This is a genomic window from Mycobacterium scrofulaceum (assembly GCF_001667885.1).
GTDB lineage: Bacteria > Actinomycetota > Actinomycetes > Mycobacteriales > Mycobacteriaceae > Mycobacterium > Mycobacterium scrofulaceum_C.
Genome location: NZ_LZJW01000075.1, coordinates 184,910 through 200,978, shown reverse-complemented (window position 1 = coordinate 200,978; position 16,069 = coordinate 184,910). Strand labels below are relative to the sequence as shown.

At 66.7% G+C, this 16,069-nt stretch carries 16 protein-coding genes and 1 pseudogene; 6 read left to right on the top strand and 11 right to left on the bottom strand.

What is annotated here, in order from left to right; translation table 11 throughout:
- Window positions 1-2 precede the first annotated feature (2 nt).
- The 3 genes from A5681_RS11420 to A5681_RS11410 are packed head-to-tail and all read left to right on the top strand — an operon-like array spanning window position 3 to window position 4,225.
- Entirely contained in the window at window positions 3-992 is a 990-nt protein-coding gene (locus tag A5681_RS11420; protein ID WP_067273856.1) for an enoyl-CoA hydratase/isomerase family protein, read from the top strand.
- The gene (locus tag A5681_RS11415; protein ID WP_231996284.1) at window positions 992-3,409 is read left to right on the top strand and encodes a CaiB/BaiF CoA transferase family protein; all 2,418 of its coding nucleotides are present in this window, start codon (window positions 992-994) and stop codon (window positions 3,407-3,409) included. The genes A5681_RS11420 and A5681_RS11415 overlap by 1 nt, the downstream gene beginning before the upstream one ends.
- A gap of 6 nt (window positions 3,410-3,415) precedes the next feature.
- Entirely contained in the window at window positions 3,416-4,225 is an 810-nt protein-coding gene (locus A5681_RS11410; protein ID WP_067273851.1) for an SDR family NAD(P)-dependent oxidoreductase, read from the top strand.
- On the opposite strand, the gene A5681_RS11405 is transcribed toward A5681_RS11410, so the two are convergent.
- The 3 genes from A5681_RS11405 to A5681_RS11395 all read right to left on the bottom strand — a co-directional run bounded on the left by A5681_RS11405 (window position 4,222) and on the right by A5681_RS11395 (window position 6,790).
- Complete coding sequence (locus A5681_RS11405; RefSeq protein WP_067273847.1) at window positions 4,222-5,052, bottom strand: SDR family NAD(P)-dependent oxidoreductase; 831 nt, start codon at window positions 5,050-5,052, stop codon at window positions 4,222-4,224. The genes A5681_RS11410 and A5681_RS11405 overlap by 4 nt on opposite strands.
- An 11-nt stretch (window positions 5,053-5,063) precedes the next feature.
- Complete coding sequence (locus A5681_RS11400; protein WP_067273844.1) at window positions 5,064-5,912, bottom strand: mycofactocin-coupled SDR family oxidoreductase; 849 nt, start codon at window positions 5,910-5,912, stop codon at window positions 5,064-5,066.
- A 227-nt stretch (window positions 5,913-6,139) separates the two neighbouring features.
- A complete protein-coding gene (locus A5681_RS11395; protein ID WP_067273841.1) occupies window positions 6,140-6,790 on the bottom strand; it encodes a TetR/AcrR family transcriptional regulator in 651 nt (216 codons plus the stop codon).
- A 176-nt stretch (window positions 6,791-6,966) separates the two neighbouring features.
- On the opposite strand from A5681_RS11395, the pseudogene A5681_RS28170 reads away from it, so the two are divergent.
- Window positions 6,967-7,686: pseudogene (locus A5681_RS28170) on the top strand (acyl-CoA dehydrogenase family protein); the annotation flags it as partial.
- Complete coding sequence (locus A5681_RS28165) at window positions 7,684-8,208, top strand: acyl-CoA dehydrogenase family protein (protein ID WP_419866315.1); 525 nt, start codon at window positions 7,684-7,686, stop codon at window positions 8,206-8,208. The pseudogene A5681_RS28170 and the gene A5681_RS28165, both read left to right, overlap by 3 nt.
- On the opposite strand, the gene A5681_RS11385 is transcribed toward A5681_RS28165, so the two are convergent.
- The 8 genes from A5681_RS11385 to A5681_RS11350 form a co-directional block, all read right to left on the bottom strand.
- Window positions 8,205-8,468 carry a DUF4190 domain-containing protein gene (locus tag A5681_RS11385; RefSeq protein WP_067273834.1) on the bottom strand — a complete coding sequence of 88 codons (264 nt, stop codon included), beginning with the start codon at window positions 8,466-8,468 and terminating at the stop codon, window positions 8,205-8,207. The two genes, A5681_RS28165 and A5681_RS11385, sit on opposite strands and share 4 nt — an antisense overlap.
- 115 nt (window positions 8,469-8,583) lie before the next feature.
- Window positions 8,584-9,393, bottom strand: a complete 810-nt coding sequence (locus A5681_RS11380; RefSeq protein ID WP_067274124.1) for an acyl-CoA dehydrogenase family protein — start codon at window positions 9,391-9,393, stop codon at window positions 8,584-8,586.
- Between the two features lie 12 nt (window positions 9,394-9,405).
- Window positions 9,406-10,503, bottom strand: a complete 1,098-nt coding sequence (locus tag A5681_RS11375; RefSeq protein WP_067273831.1) for an acyl-CoA dehydrogenase family protein — start codon at window positions 10,501-10,503, stop codon at window positions 9,406-9,408.
- On the bottom strand, window positions 10,500-10,934 hold the full coding sequence (locus A5681_RS11370; RefSeq protein WP_067273828.1) for a nuclear transport factor 2 family protein: 435 nt from the start codon (window positions 10,932-10,934) through the stop codon (window positions 10,500-10,502). Before A5681_RS11370 ends, A5681_RS11375 begins: the two co-directional genes overlap by 4 nt.
- A complete protein-coding gene (locus tag A5681_RS11365; RefSeq protein ID WP_067273825.1) occupies window positions 10,906-12,138 on the bottom strand; it encodes a metal-dependent hydrolase family protein in 1,233 nt (410 codons plus the stop codon). The genes A5681_RS11370 and A5681_RS11365 overlap by 29 nt, the downstream gene beginning before the upstream one ends.
- A 3-nt stretch (window positions 12,139-12,141) precedes the next feature.
- A complete protein-coding gene (locus tag A5681_RS11360) occupies window positions 12,142-12,474 on the bottom strand; it encodes a hypothetical protein (RefSeq protein WP_067273821.1) in 333 nt (110 codons plus the stop codon).
- The gene (locus tag A5681_RS11355) at window positions 12,449-13,735 is read right to left on the bottom strand and encodes an aromatic ring-hydroxylating oxygenase subunit alpha (protein ID WP_067273819.1); all 1,287 of its coding nucleotides are present in this window, start codon (window positions 13,733-13,735) and stop codon (window positions 12,449-12,451) included. The genes A5681_RS11360 and A5681_RS11355 overlap by 26 nt, the downstream gene beginning before the upstream one ends.
- Window positions 13,736-13,748: 13 nt before the next feature.
- A complete protein-coding gene (locus A5681_RS11350) occupies window positions 13,749-14,267 on the bottom strand; it encodes a carboxymuconolactone decarboxylase family protein (RefSeq protein WP_067273816.1) in 519 nt (172 codons plus the stop codon).
- 433 nt (window positions 14,268-14,700) lie between these two features.
- Here A5681_RS11350 and A5681_RS11345 point away from each other — a divergent pair, with 433 nt between their 5' ends.
- On the top strand, window positions 14,701-15,999 hold the full coding sequence (locus A5681_RS11345) for an amidohydrolase family protein (RefSeq protein WP_067274110.1): 1,299 nt from the start codon (window positions 14,701-14,703) through the stop codon (window positions 15,997-15,999).
- Window positions 16,000-16,069 lie beyond the last annotated feature (70 nt).

The window sequence follows — 16,069 nt, the reverse complement described above, 5'->3', positions numbered from 1 at the left end:
CCATGTCCGGCAAGCCGGAACACCCGGCCGAGGAGATCATCAGATACCGCAAGGACGCCGAAACGCGCATCGCCACCATCACGTTCGATCGCCCGGATCAGCTGAACGCGCCCACGATCGCCGGGCGGTTGCGCTATGCCGACCTGTTGCACCGCGCCTCGATCGATGACGAGGTCAAGGTGCTGGTGGTCCGCGGGGCGGGCGAGGATCTCGGCACGGGCGCGGATCTCGTCGAGGAGATGGCGGCGCAGAATTCGGCGGACCCCCATGACCGGCTGGCCGAGTACCGCATCGATGACGACGGCGTGAAGTTTCCCCCCGAGGGTTCGTTTCGGCGCGGCGCCACCCTCGGCCAGTGGTACGCCAACCCGAACTCGGGCATCCGCGGACTGCAGGACTTCAAGAAGATCAGCATCCTCGAGGCCAAGGGCTACTGCTACGGCTGGCACTTCTATCAGGCGGCCGATGCGGATCTGGTGATCTCCAGCGACGACGCGCTCTTCGGCCATCCGTCGTTCCGGTACTACGGCTGGGGGCCACGGATGTGGTGGTGGGCCCAGACGATGGGAATCCGGAAATTTCAGGAAATGGTATTCACCGGAAGGGCTTTCACCGCCGCGGAGATGTACGACTGCAACTTCCTCAACAGCGTGGTTCCCCGCGAAGAACTCGAAGCGGAAGTCCAACGGTACGCGCTTGCGTGCGCGCGCAACCGCCCCACCGACACCGTATTCATGCAGAAGGTCTTCTTCGAGATCATGAAGCAGTTCCAGGGCGAATACCTGGGCAGCGTGCTCAGCGGCCTCCTCGAGTCGATGGGTGGCGCCGTCCGTCCCGACGGTGACGACGACTTCACGCTCCGGGACGCCATCGACCGCGGGCTGGGCGGGGCGGTGAAAGACAACGACGGCAAGTTCCCCCCGGAATGGCGCCTGAGCAAAAAGGCACGCAAGGGCGCGAAGAAGGACCCCGATCGAAAGCGGAAGCGGTAGTGGCGGAATTCACCGTCGAACCGCCACTGGCCGGCTATACCGTGGTCGACCTGTCCACGGGAATAGCGGGGGCCTACTGCACCAAGTTGCTCGCCGACGGCGGAGCGGTCATCGTCAAAGTCGAACCGCCGCAGGGAGACCCATTGCGGTCCTGGTCCGCCTCCGGTGCCGCCATACCGCCCGGCCGCGACGGGGCACTATTCGAATTTCTGGCCGGATCGAAACGCAGCGTCGTCGCGGATCCGGGTATCGACGACGACGTCGCGCTGGTCGACAGCCTGCTCTCGGCCGCGGACGCGGTGGTGTGGTCCGGTGGCTCAAAAGTGGCGGAACATGCGGACTTTTCGCCTCCGGTGATCCATAACCGGCACCCGCATCTCACCGTAATGTCGATCACGCCCTTCGGGCTGCAGGGCCCCTGGCACGACCGTGCGGCCACCGAATTCACGCTGCAGGCGTGGTCCGGCGGGATCATCGGCCTCGGGCGTGGCGAACCGGACCGCGCACCGGTCTTCGTAGGCGGTCAGGTCGGCGAGTATCTCGCCGGTGTTTACGCGAGCGTGGCGATGCTGGCGTCGCGGTACGGCCGAACCGGGGGCGGCGCCGGCGAACTCCTGGACCTGTCGATGCTGGAAACGCAGATCTCTTCGCTGACTTACTATCCCGTCACCTATTTCGAGATGCTCGGGCGGCCGTGGCGCGACGCGCGGCGCCTCACCGTCCCCGGCGTTGCCCGGGCAAAGGACGGACTGGTGGACGTCGGCTGCGGGACCGCACAACAGTGGTTCGACCTGTGCGCGATGATCGGCCGTCCGGAATGGATCGACGAGGACCTGGACCTGACGATCACCGAACGGGCCAACCTCAACGCGGACGAGATCTACGCGTGGTTCGAAGACCACACGGTGGACGAGATCCGAGAACTCGCGACGGCGTTTCGGATTCCCAACGCTCCGGTCGCCAACGGTGCCAACGTCGTATCCCTCGACCACTTCGTCGAACGCGGCTCGTTCGTGCGCAGCCCCGGCGACCGGTTCGTCCAGCCGGGCCATCCCTACCGGCTGCAACCCGCGGTGCTGCGCGGGCCGCAACCGGCGCCTCGACTCGGGGAGCACACGGCGCGGTACCGGACCGCAAACCTGATCCCGCGCGCCCGGCCGAGCCGCCCCGCGAACGCGCTGCCCCTGAACGGAATTCGCGTGCTGGACATGACGACCTTTTGGGCCGGTCCATGCTGCACGCATTTCTTGGCGATGCTGGGCGCCGAGGTCATCCACGTCGAGTCCGCCCGCCGTCCGGACGGCACCCGATTGATCGCCGGCGTTCCCGTCACCGAGGACCGGTGGTGGGAGAGGTCACCGATTTTCGCGGCGCTCAACACCAATAAGAAGGACTTGACGTTGGACCTGCAGACCCCGCGCGGGCGGGACCTACTGCGCCGGCTCATCGCGACCTGTGACGTGGTCGTGGAAAACTTCACGCCCCGCGTCCTCGATCAGATCGGGCTGGATTTCGCTGCCGTGCAAGCCATCAAGTCCGACGCGGTGCTGGTGCGGATGCCGGGGTTCGGCCTGGACGGTCCGTGGCGGGACAACCCGGCGTTCGCCTATGTCATCGAGGCGGCGTCCGGGCTGACCTGGCTGACGGGATACGCCGACCGGACGCCCTACGACCCCTACTCGATCGGTGACCCCAATGCGGGCATGCACGCCGCGAATGCGGTCCTGCTTGCGCTCGCGTACCGGCGGCGCACCGGCCAGGGCGTGTTCGTCGAAGCGGCGATGGTCGACGCCGCGCTCAGCATCGCCGCCGAACAGCTCATCGAATACTCCGCGTACGGAGCGCTGCTGGAACGCGACGGCAACCGGGGGCCGGCGGCGGCGCCGCAAAACCTCTACCGCACCGCCGACATCGACGAGTTCGGCCTACGTGACTGCTGGGTAGCGATCGCCGTGAACACCGATGCCCAGTGGGAGAGCCTGTGCGCGGCGATCGGGTCGCCCGCGTGGGCAGCCGATCCCACGCTGGCCACCGCCGGCGGGCGAAAGGCACAGCACGACGCGATCGATGCGCGGTTGTCGGCGTGGTGTGAGCGCCGCGGCGGTGACGAGATCGTCGCAACGCTCTGGGACGCCGGCGTTCCGGTGGCCAAGGTCATGCAACCGCACCGCCAGACCGAACTGGATCAGCTGGCGTTCCGCGGGTTCTTCGAGGAAGTCGACCACCCGGTCAACGGCCCGGCTAGGCTCAGCACCGTGCCGATCAGGTCGTCCGCCGGGCCGTCGAAGTTCCATACCCAGCACGCCCCCCTGCTCGGGCAGCACAACCACGAACTGCTGACCGAACTCGGGTTGAGCGACGAGGAGATCGCCGGGCTGGAAGCCGAAGGCGTTCTCGGCCACGCACCGGCGATCTGACCGCACATGGCGATCGATCCCTCCGACATCTTGCTCACTGGCCGGGTAGCGGTGGTCACCGGTGGCGGATCGGGCATCGGCCGCGGCATCGCGGCCGGGCTCACCGCCTTCGGCGCGTCGGTCGCGATCTGGGAGCGTGACCCGCACAGCTGCGCCGACGCCGCGGAATCGATCGGGACCCTGGGCATCCCGACCGATGTGCGGGACGGCGGCCAGGTCGACGAGGCGCTGCGGCGCACGAACGCCGAACTGGGCGTGCCTTCGATCCTGGTCAACAACGCCGGCGGAGTGTTCTCCTCACCGCTGTTGGAAACCAGTGAGAACGGTTGGGATGCGCTCTACCGGGCCAACCTGCGCCACGTGCTGCTGTGCACCCAGCGCGTCGCGAGGGAGCTGGTGTCGGCGGGCCAGGGCGGCAGCATCGTCTCAGTCACATCGATCGAGGGGGTGCGCGCCGCGCCGGGCTATGCGGCCTACGCGGCGGCCAAGGCGGGCGTCATCAACTACACCCAGACCGCGGCGCTGGAACTGGCGCCGCACGGCATCCGGGTCAACGCGATCGCCCCCGACATCACCCTCACCGAGGGGCTGGCGCAGCTGGGCGGCGAGGCGGCCCTGACCGGAATCGGCCATGTGGTGCCGCTGGGGCGCGCCGGCCATGTCGACGAGATCGCAAGTGTCGCAGTGTTTCTGGCGTCCGACATGTCGGCCTACCTGACCGGGCAGACCCTGCACGTCGACGGCGGTACGCACGCGGCGAGCGGCTGGTATCACGACCCCCAGACGGGAGATTACCGGCTCGGCCCGTCCGGTTAGTGGCTCCACCCTTCGGCGGCCTGTTCTGAGAAGGTGCGGTCGATGCGCTCGAACCTGCGGCGGATGGAGGCGCGGGCGGCCTCGTGCGGCAGCACGTAGAGGCGGTTGGCCAGGATCGCGTCCGCCGTCAACCGGGCGACGTCCTCGACGGTCACGCTCTCGTCCTGCGTCGGAAGGGTCTCACTCGCCGCTTCCGGGGACGCGGCGAGCCCGTAATCCGCGCCGCGGATCCGTTCCGAGTTGGAGACCAGCTTGGTCTCCACCACCATCGGGCACAGCACCGATACGCCGATTCCGTTGTCCTTGACCTCGCGGGCGAGCGTCTCCGCCAGGCCGACCACGCCATACTTGGCGACGCCGTACGTTCCGAGGCCGGCGTTGGGAACCAGGCCCGCGAAGGACGCCGTGAAGGCGAGGTGGCCGCCCGTGCCCTGTTCGATCAACCTCGGCAGAAACGCCTCGACGGCGTGGATGTTGCCCCATAGGTCGATGTCGATCACCCAGCGCCAGTCGTCGTGGGTCATCTGCGCGATCGGACCGGCCACCACGATGCCGGCGTTGCTGAAGACGACGTCGACGTTGCCGAGCAGGCGGAAGGATTCCCGCGCGAGGTGAACCACCTCGTCGAGGTGCCGGACGTCGCACACCACGCCGTGCGCGTCGAATCCCTGATCGCGCAGACGGTTTACCGCCTGTTCGAGCCCGGGCTGATCGACGTCGGACAACACCACGCGTGCCCCACGGCGGACGAATTCGGTGGCGGTGGCCAGGCCGATGCCACTCGCTCCGCCGGTGACGACCGTTCCGCGACCCGCAAACCCGTCCATGGGACGGAACTCTATTTCAAGCAGCTACCCGCATCGATCGGCAGGGTCACGCCGGTGATGTACCGGGATTCGTCGGAGGCGAAGAACAGCACCGCATTGCTGACGTCGATCGGTTCCACCCAGGGGATCGGCATGATGTGGAACATCTGGCAGATCGGCGCCATGTCGTCGGGGCCCGGGTTCTCCAGGTCCGGGCGGAACATCTTGAAGGTGCCCTCGTTGTGCAGCATCGGCGTCTTGACGTGGGTCGGGTGCACCGAGTTGACCCGAATCATGTGCTGCCCCAACTCGACTCCGAAGGCGCGCATCAACCCGACGACACCGTGTTTGGCGGCGACGTAGTGGCCGGTGTGCGGGTAGGCCTTCAGCCCGCCGACCGAGCTGGTCAGGATGATCGAACCGCCCCTGCCTCCCGACAACATGTGCGGCACAGCGGCTTTCACGGTTTTCCACACGCCGGCCAAGTTGATGTCGATCATCTCGGTCCAGTCTTCTTCGCTGGTCTTGTCCAGAGTGTCGCCGCCGTTACCGATTCCGGCGTTCGCCACGATGATGTCCAGCCGGCCGAGTTGTTCGACACCGCTGTCCACCGCGGCTTTCAGCGCGCCGAAGTCGCGCACGTCGACCTCGGCGGTGAAGATCCTGCGGTTGTGGCCCTTGACCAGGTCGGCCGTCTCGGCGAGGTCCTCGGGCGTCGAAGCCGGGATCGCGGTGTCCGTCACGCCCTCGCGGATGGGCTTGCAGATGTCGATGGCGATGATGTCGGCACCCTCTTGCGCCAACCGCACCGCGTGGCTGCGGCCCTGACCGCGTGCCGCCCCGGTGACGAAAGCGACTTTGCCCTCAACACGTCCGGTCATGGCTTACCTCAACTCCTGACTATTGATCACACGCCTCAGCGCAGAACAGCCGGAACCGCGTCCCCCGGGACCGCGGGTCTCGCGCCTTTGCACTCTGTCACCACCCCGTCATGGGTGTCAACGACGAATCCGTTTTGGCTATTTGTGATTCTAAATATTAGAGAATCTCATTCTCGGCAGCAAATGGCGTGGCTGGTTGATCGGACTCGAGAAGGTGGACGCCGCCGCTAGCCGACGAAGCCGCGCGAGCAGAAATCCCATACCTCTTCGCTGGTGATGGGGTGAATCGTCGCGTCGTCGGAGCCGCCGCTGGATTGCGCGATGAACATGACCGTCTGCATGGTCATCGCGGCCATGCGCTTCGCGTTCACGCCCGGGCGCAGCTTGCCGGCGTCGTAGGCGGCTTCCATCAGCTCGGTCAGCAAAGCCAACAAGGGGGCATGCGCCACTTTGACTTCGGCGGGGTGCGTGACCAGCAGCCGGGGAGCAAAATCGGTGAACAGCGGCCGCTTGGCGGTCGGGTCCGGGCGGGAGGCCTCATAGAGGAGCTGGACCGCAACTTTGAGCCGCTCCAGGGGATCGGCTTGGCTTTCGGTCGCGGCGCGAATCTGGTCGGCGGACCGGCTCAGGGCGTCTTCGAACAGCGCCAGCAACAACTCGTGCTTGCCGTCGAACTGCAGGTAGAAGCTGCGCAACGACTGACGGGACCGGTCGACGACCTCCTGGACGGTGAAGTCCGTGGAGCCCTTTTCGATGATGATCGCCTGGGCGGCGTCCAGGAAGCGCTGAACGCGCTGGGCGGCGCGCAGTTTCGCCGTCTTGATCGACCTCTCGACGGCCCGCTGCTTCCAGGCCGGCTCCTCGCTCGGACTGGTCACGGCCGGCTCGGCTGATTGCCGCGAGGGGAGAACATGATTGGACTCTACCGGAGAACGCCGTGACATCGCTGCGCTCGACCCCCTCACGGATCCTGTGTCGGAGATTGTAACTTTCTCGCCACGAGAATACTATTCTCTTAGACGTGTGTATGGAAGCGTAATCATAAGAGCGAACCGTGTGGTCGGGGGAAATCGCGATCTACCGACCCGGGGGAGTGCTCACGACCGTTGCGGGGAGTCGCGTGCAGCTCACCTTTGACGCCGACGTGGAGGCGTTCCGCTCCGAGTTCATCGCCTTCCTCGACACGCATCTACCCTCCGACGCCGAGGCGTTCGAGCGGCCACGCTCCAGTTCGCACGTCCCGGACTGGGCCCGGCGCTGGCAGCGGCTGCTCTTCGACAGCGGGTGGCTGCTGCCCGGGAACCCGCCGGAGTTCGGCGGGCGCAACGCGACACTGCTGCAGCAATACGTGTACCTGGAGGAACTCGGGCGACGGCGCATCTACCAGAGCTTCAATCCGCAGGGCGTGGGCATCATCGCGGCCTCGCTGTTGACCTTCGGCACGCCCGAACAAAAGCGCAAGTGGGCGGCGCCGATATTGCGGGCCGAGATGACCGCGGCGCTGGGGATGAGCGAACCGGGGGCCGGCTCGGACCTCGCGTCGCTGAAAACGCGTGCGGTGCCTGACGGTGACCACTTCGTGGTCAACGGGCAGAAGGTGTGGACTTCGGGCGCCCACGACGCCGACGTGTTGCTGACCTTCGTACGTACCGACCCAAAGGCGCCGAAACACAAGGGCATTAGCGTGCTGCTGATCCCGACCGATACGCCTGGGGTGGTGCGCCGCCCGTTCGCCTCGATGTGCGACAACGATGAAGTCGACTTCAATGAGGTGTTCTTCACCGACGCGCGGGTGCCGGCCGAGAATTTGGTGGGCGAACTCAACGGCGGATGGCGGGTGGCCACCGGCTCCCTGGGTCACGAACGCGTGATGCTGTGGATGGGCTACGTCGACCTGTTGCACGAATTGAGCATCGATTTCGCGCCATCGAGCTCGCTGGAGCGGGATCACTACGCCACCCTGGTGATGGACACCTACGCGTTGCGGCTGCTGGGATCCGCGGCGCTGTCGCGTGCCGCGCGCGGGGAAGAGGACGTCCCGGCCCAGTCGGTACTCAAGCTGCTGGGCTCCGAAGCACTGCAACGGGCGTCGGAGGACGCGCTGAATGCCGCGCGGACGGACGGCCTCGTGCGCCGGGCTGTGACCGCCCCGTTCGCCGCACTGAATCTCGACAGCCATTACCGCAGCTGGTTCGACCGATACGCGCGCACTTTCGCCGCGACGATTGCCGGCGGCACGTCGGAGATCCAGCGGAACATCATCGCCGAGCGCGTGCTCGGATTACCGCGGAATTAGCGGGCGTCCAGCCAGGCGTAGTAGCCGATCGCGACCAGCCCCGCCGCGATCGCCACGGCGCCTAAGACCATGCCCGCCAGTGCCGTTCGCGGATTGTTCGCTTCACCCCGCTGCACGCGCCTGCGCGCCGCATCCCCGGTGATCACCGCCGCGATGCCGAAGGGCACCCCGAGCAGCATCCAACACGTGAGCAGCGCGACCACGCCGACGAGCAGCGACGCGACGCCCATCTCGTTTCGAGGAGGCTCGGGCTGACTCATCGCGTCCCATCGTCGTGGTGGCCAGACGAAGTGTACGCGCACGCATCAGGGGATACCTGGCACACGATCTCGGTGCCCGCCGCCAACTAACCGACGGGGTGCCACCTCGAGGGGCCTAGAGTTCCGCAAGCCGCGGCGCAAAACCTCTGTCCAGCAGAGTCTTTCCGGCCTCGCGGGTCAGCTCCCGCGTGCTGCCCAGCAGTCCGTCCAGGGTCAGCGACCGTTTGACGTGGTGGTGCAGCGCGTGCTCGGCGGTGAAACCGATCCCGCCGAGCACCTGCTGGCAGTGGCGGGCGGCGGTCAGCGCGGCCTGGCCGGCGGCGGCCTTCGCCAGCAGCGTGGCAAGGCCGTCGGGATCGTCCGAATCCGTCGCGACGTGCAGCGTCGCTTCGGCGCCCTCGATCGCGACGAGCGTCTCGGCCAGCCGGTGCCGGATCGCCTGGAACGAGCTGATGTGCCGGCCGAACTGGACGCGGTCCAGGGCATGCCGGCGAGCCAGCGCCAGCATGGCCCGGCCGGCGCCGGCCAACCACCAACCCAACGCCCGCCGCCCCGCGTCCACGGCGGCCCGCGGCAACGAATCCCCTTGTGCCACGCGGCGTATCGGCAAGGCCTCGTCGATCGCCGAACCGGCCGCCTCGCCGCGCTCCCAAATCACCCAGCAGCCACCGGCGAACGGTAGCGGCAGGGTGTCTCCCGGCGCCGCGCCGGCCGCGCGCAACACGACGTCGTTGAGGACCGGGGCGTGCGCGCCGGTCTCGCCGAGCAGCCGGAAGACCAGGGGGACGGCGACCTCGGGCATTTCGTCCAGCATGTCCCGCCAGCCCAGATCGGTCAGCGCCGCATCGAGCTTGGCCCCCGACGCAGCCGCCATCGTCGTCCGCAGCGAGCCCTCCAGGAGGCGCACCGACTCGGGATCCGTCATGTCGTCCACGGTTCACTCCTTCCCGAGGTCGAGCAGCCGGCGGGAGATGATGTTGCGCTGGATCTCGGCGGTACCGCCGTAGATGGTCGCCGCCCGGGAGTACAGGTATTCCGGGCGCCAGGGCGTGTCGTCGAGCTCGAGCGTTCCGGGCAGCAGGTCGCGGACGGTGTCGTAGAGCCGCTGCTCCGCGCCGGCCAGCAGTACCTTGTCGATCGACGTGTCCGGCCCCAGACGCGCCCCGTCGCGCAGCCGGTGCTGGGTGTGACGGGACCGGCAGCGCAGCGTGTGCAACGCCAAATACGCTGCCCCCAAAGCGGATTCGCTCGGCTCACCGGCGTCCGACGCCTGCGCGATGAGCTCGTCGAAGCGGGAATACAGGTAGGCGATTCGCTGCCAGAAGCAGGTGGAGCGCTCATACGGGAGGAGGTCCATGGCGAGTCGCCAGCCGTCTCCCGGTTGTCCGAGCATTCGGCTTGCCGGGATCACCACGTCGTCGTAGTAGACCTCGCAGAATTCGTCCACGCCGTGCATGGTCCGTAGCGGCCTGATGGTGATGCCTGGCGTGTCGAGGTCGACGAAGAAGGCAGTGATCCCGTCGTGACCCGGTGCGGTGCGGGTGAGCAGGACGCATCGTGACGAGAACTGCGCGAAGCTGGTCCAGACCTTCTGCCCGTTGACGATCCAGTTGTCGCCCTGTTGCGTCGCGCGGGTGGTGAGCGAGGCCAGGTCGCTGCCTGACCCCGGCTCGGAAAAGCCTTGACACCACTGCTCTTCGCCGCTCAGCAGCCGCGGCACCATTTCGGCGGCGAGCTCGGGCGGGGCGTAATCGATCATCGTGGGCGCGAGCACCTCGAGCATCGAATAGGGGCCGGGTTCGGCGAGGCGGCGACCCACCACCTCCTCGCCCACGATCGCGCGCAGCACCGCCGGACCACCCAATCCACCGACCTCGGTGGGCCAGCCGTAGCGCATCCAGTCGGCGTCGTAGAGCGCGCGGCTGACCCGGGCGAACTGCCGCATGTGGCCCTGCAGCGAGTGGTCGGGCCCGGGGGTCAGGTCATTGTCGTCGAGCCACGAGCGCAAACCCGCCCGGAACTCCTCGACATTCACGGCGTCGGACGGCCGACGGCATGCGGGCGCCCGGAGTCGTGCACACCGCTGCGGCGAATGAACGTCATGGCACGGGTTTTCAGTCGCCACCCATCCGGGGTGCGGGAGTAGGTGTCGCGGTAGTAGCCGATCCGCATGTCATGGGTGGCGTGGTCGATGAAGCACAACGGCTGGGTGCCGCTGGCCGAGTCACCATCAAGGTTCTCGATCAGGGCGGTCCCGGTGAGGAACAATCCCTTTGGCGCCGCCGCGACCAACTCGGGGAACCTGTCCAGCTTGTAGGTGGAGCCGAAGGCGCTGTAGGTGCCGTCCGGGGTGAAGACGCCGATCAGCCCGTCGATGTCTTCCTGGGTGATGGTGACGGCGTAGCGGGCCAGCAGCTGCTGGATCTCGACCAGGTCGTCAGTTCGGGTTTGCTGACTTGTCGACATAGACCTTGCCGCCTTTCATGACAAAGCTCACGTTCTGGGTAACGGTGATGTCTTCCAAGGGGTTTCCCGGCACCGCGATGATGTCGGCGAGCTGACCCGCCGCGATCCGGCCGCGATCGTTCGAGTTGATCAGCTCGGCCGCGGTCACTGTCGCCGCCCGCAACACCGCCAGCGGCGGCAGCCCCCAGTTGACCAGGGTGACGAGCTCGTCGGCGTTGCGGCCGTGCGGGATCGCGGGCGCGTCGGTGCCCACCGCGATCTTCACGCCCGCCTCGTACGCGGCCACGATCGAGGTGCGCGCCTTCGGGAACATCTCGGCCGCTTTGGCCTGCAACTCGGGTGGGGCGTGCGAAACGTCCATGGCGTCACCGTCGGCGAGGCGCCGGGTGCTGACCAAGAAGGTGCCGTGCTCGACCAGGGCGGCGATCGCCTCGTCGTCGATCAAAAAGCCGTGCTCGATGCAGTCGATGCCGGCGTCGATGGCATGCTTGACGGCCTCCGCGCCGTGCGTGTGCGCGGCGACGCGCAGCCCGCGCCGGTGGGCCTCGTCGACGATCGCGCGCAGCTCCTCATCGGAATAGTGTTGCGCGCCAGGCGGACCGGTCAGCGACATCACACCGCCCGAGCAGCAGACCTTGATCAGCTCGGCGCCGTGTTTGATCTGGTAGCGCACCGCCTTGCGGATCTCGTCGATGCCGTTGGCGATGCCCTCTTCGACCGTGAGCTCCAGCGCGTGCGGCGCGAACGCCGCGAACATCGTCGGGTCCAGGTGACCGCCGGTCGGCGTGATGGCGTGTCCGGCCGGCACCACGCGCGGCCCGTCGATCCAGCCCGCGTCGATGGCCTTACCGAGCGCGACGTCCAACAGGTAGCCGCCGGTCTTGACGAACAGGCCGAGGTTGCGCACGGTGGTGAATCCGGCCCGCAGCGTGCGGCGCGCGTTGCCGACCGCGCGCAGTACCCGCGTCGGCGGGTCGTCCTGAACCTGGGACAGTCCGGGCTTTTCGCCGCGGCCGCCCATCAACAGGTTGACCTCCATGTCCATCAGCCCCGGCAGCAGGATCGCCTCGCCGAGGTCGATGATCTCGCCCTCCGGCTCGCCGCCGACACCGGCGATGCGGTCGCCCTCGATCCGGACGACGCCCGGGGAGACGATCTCGCCGGCGTCGACGTCGAGCAGCCCGGCGGCCTTGAGCGTCAACACCGGTTAGATCACCGGTTCCCGGATGCACTCCACCCAGGCCGCGCCGCTGTCGGGCACCCTGGGCTGTTTCCACGCCTCGATCGGAAACGACACCATGACGAGCGACTGCATCATGTGCATGAGAGCCTTTGCGTCCTCGGGGAGATCGTCGAGTGGGTACTTGTCACAGTAGGCGATCACGTCGTTGAGGCGGGGGAAGGCCACGTCGTAGAACGCCTGCATCTCGGCCATCGTCGAGGCCAGCCGCTTGGCGTAGCGCTCGGGTTCGGTGGCCAGGTCCCAGTCCAAAAATGGCTCGAGGTCGGCGAATTCAGCGGGCAGCAGCGACGTGGCCATTGTTCTGAAACTCCTTCACGTAGTCGCCGGTCGTCTTGTGCAGGTGCCGGATCAAGACTTCCTGGTCGCACAGCAGGAATTCCTTGACGGCCCGGGTGCCGATCATGGTCTGGGTCGCCTCCAGCGTGTTGGCGTCCTGCAGCGCGTACTCCTTGAAGGTCACGGCGGCCAACTCCTGAGCCAGCCGCTCCCGCGCGTTGCGCGGCGGGACGAAATACAGCGTGCATTCGAAGATGTGCTTGTCGACTGCGGTCGGCCAGTAGTGGTAGGTCAGGTACCAGCCCGGCTCCCAGATCAGCAGCATGAAGTTGGGGTAGAAGAGCCACGAGTCGATGCCCCACTGCGGCACCCTCTTCACGTTGACACCCGGCGGCAGCTCCAGATTCTCGATGATCTCCGGCTTGTCCCACGGGCCGAACAAGCCGCTGCGCAGCACCTGGTCCATCGGCTTCACCATCGACATGTCCGGGGGCGGCGCCTGACCGCCCCACGTCGACTGCAGGTTGTGCGGTCCGGACAGCTCGTAGTGCAGCGCCTCGTAGCCGTACTTCTGGATCTTGGCGGCTTCCTCCTTGGTGTACTGCCCCTGGTGCAGGATCGGCGCGTGGTAGAACTCGACGAACGCGTCGATGAACAGCTTCCAGTTGCTGCCGACCTCGGCCCGGTACGAGTACGTCTCGGTCATCTCGCCGAAGGGGTAGCCCTCGATGCTCTTGGCCAGCGGGCCGAGGTAGTCGACGAGCGGCGCGGCGTTGTCGTCGAAGTTGATGAAGATGAAGCCTTCCCACACCTCGCATCGGACCGGCGCCAGGCCGAAGTTGCCCTTGTCGAGGTTGAAGAACTCGTCTTCCTGTTGAACGAACGTCAGGTCGCCGTCGAGGCTGTAGCGCCAGGCGTGGTACTTGCAGGTGAACTGGCGGCAGGTGCCGGAGGTCTCCTCGTTCGGGAAATCGTTCCACACCAACTTGTTTCCGCGGTGACGGCAGACGTTGTGATAGGCCTTGACCGATCCGTCCTTGGTCTTGACGATGATCACCGAGGTGCCCTTGCCCGCCGACGGCAGTTCCCTGGTGAAGTAGCTGCCGGTGCGCGGTAGGCGATTGACCCGGCCGACATTGAGCCAGGTCCTCCTGAAGACGGCGTCGCGCTCGGCCTCGAAGAACGCCGGATCGATCGAGTCGGTGTAATCGACAGGCGCCGTGCCGAGTTCGGGGTAGTTCTCTGTCCAGCTACCGGCGGCTGGCTTGGGAAAGTGGGGCACCTTTCTCCCTCTCTTAGTGGTTCGCGTCCTCAAGCTGGACGCCAAAAGTGTTGAAGGCCATGGCCAGCGTGGCGTAGCAGCCAACCGTGAAGACGAAATCCATCCGCTGCTGATCGTTGAGGCGCTGGCCGAGAGCGGCCCAGGTCTCGTCGGACAGTCGCGACTTGTCGTCTAGTTCGTCGACGGCGGTGATCACCGCGCGATCGAACTCGTCCGCGTCGCCGGCACCGTTAACTACGGCGGCGATCTGGTCGTCGGTGATCCCTTCGTCCTTGGCCATGCGGACATGGTGTGACCACTCGTAGGCGCACTCGCGACGATGCGCCACTCGCAGGATGGCCAGTTCGCGGACGCGCGCCGGCAGGGTGGACGAGGTCAGCAGGTGAACGTTGAAGCGGAGAAACGCCTTGGCCAGCGCCGGGTGGTGGGCGAGGGTGCTGAGCGCGTTGTTGGCGGCCGGATCACGCATCGCCGAGAGCGCCTGGTGGGTCGCTTCGTCCCACTGATCGGCCGGCAGCGGCGGCAACCGCATCCGTGCTCCCCTCTCGCCATCCTCCCGACCACCTCTCGGCCAAGGAGAATCATATTCTCATTTCTAACCAATAGAGTTGCACGAATCGGGCGGCCGGTCAATGCCGGCGGGCCGGGACGCGGCAGGTCGCGGCGCCGCGCGCGCACTCCGCCGCCGAAACAGCCGCCTGCCAGCCAAAACGTCGGCCGCCGCGCCTGGCTCGTCCGCGACGACGCCCGCTACCTCGGCGCATTTCGCCGCGCGGCCGACGGGTTATGGGCGTCTTCCGTCCGCGGCCGGGCGGGTAAACGCCGGTCATGGCGTCGGCTGGATGTTGATTCTCGCTTGGCGAGAAGATAGTTTTCATTTTAGTGATCTTGGCAGGGGACAGCGATTCGCCCAGGCTGCGTGGGAGCGGAACCGAATAGGCGGACCCGACGGAAGGGCAATGGCCATGAACAAAGAAGACATGATCCTGATCAGCGTCGACGACCACACCGTCGAGCCGCCGGACATGTTCAAGAACCATTTGCCGAAGAAGTACCAGGACGACGCGCCGCGGCTGGTGCACAACGCCGACGGTTCGGACATGTGGAAGTTCCGCGACACCGTCATCCCCAACGTCGCCCTCAACGCGGTTGCCGGCCGGCCGAAGGAGGAGTACGGCATCGAGCCGACGGGGCTCGACGAGATCCGCCCGGGCTGTTACAACGTCGACGAGCGCGTCAAGGACATGAACGCCGGCGGCATCCTGGCCTCGATTTGCTTCCCGTCCTTCCCGGGCTTCGCCGGGCGGCTCTTCGCCACCGACGACAGTGACTTCTCGATCGCGCTGGTGCAGGCGTACAACGACTGGCACATCGACGAGTGGTGCGGCGCCTATCCCGCACGGTTCATCCCGATGGCCATCCCGGTGATCTGGGATGCCGAGGCGTGCGCCGCCGAGGTGCGCCGGGTGTCGAAGAAGGGCGTGCACGCGCTGACCTTCACCGAAAACCCGGCCGCGATGGGTTATCCCAGCTTCCACGACGAGTACTGGAACCCGCTGTGGAAGGCGCTGGTGGAGACCGACACCGTGATGAACGTGCACATCGGTTCCTCGGGCCGGTTGGCCATCACCGCGCCGGATGCGCCGATGGACGTGATGATCACGCTGCAGCCGATGAACATCGTGCAGGCCGCCGCGGATCTGTTGTGGTCGCGGCCGATCAAGGAGTACCCGGACCTGAAAATCGCGCTGTCCGAGGGCGGAACCGGCTGGATCCCCTACTTCCTGGAGCGCGCCGACCGGACCTATGAGATGCACTCCGCGTGGACGCACCAGAACTTCAAGGGCAAGCTGCCCAGCGAGGTCTTCCGCGACCACTTCCTGACGTGCTTCATCAGCGACAAGGTCGGTGTGGCGCTGCGCAACATGATCGGCATCGACAACATCTGCTGGGAGGCCGACTACCCGCACAGCGACTCGATGTGGCCGGGGGCGCCCGAAGAGCTCTGGGATGTGTTGTCCCTCAACAACGTTCCCGACGACGAGATCAACAAGATGACGCACGAGAACGCGATGCGCTGGTACTCGTTCGACCCGTTCACCCACATATCGCGCGAACAGGCGACGGTCGGCGCGCTGCGCAAGGCCGCCGAGGGGCACGACGTGTCGATCAAGGCAAAGGGCCACGACAAGGACTCCAGAGGGGGCTCGTCCTTCGCGGAGTTCGCGGCCAACGCCAAGGCCCTTAGCGGCAACAAGGATTGACGGCGCCGCCGGCTCGGGCTGGGTGCGCTGCGTCGAGATTGCGGTGCGGGTCGCGATTTCGGCAGATTCA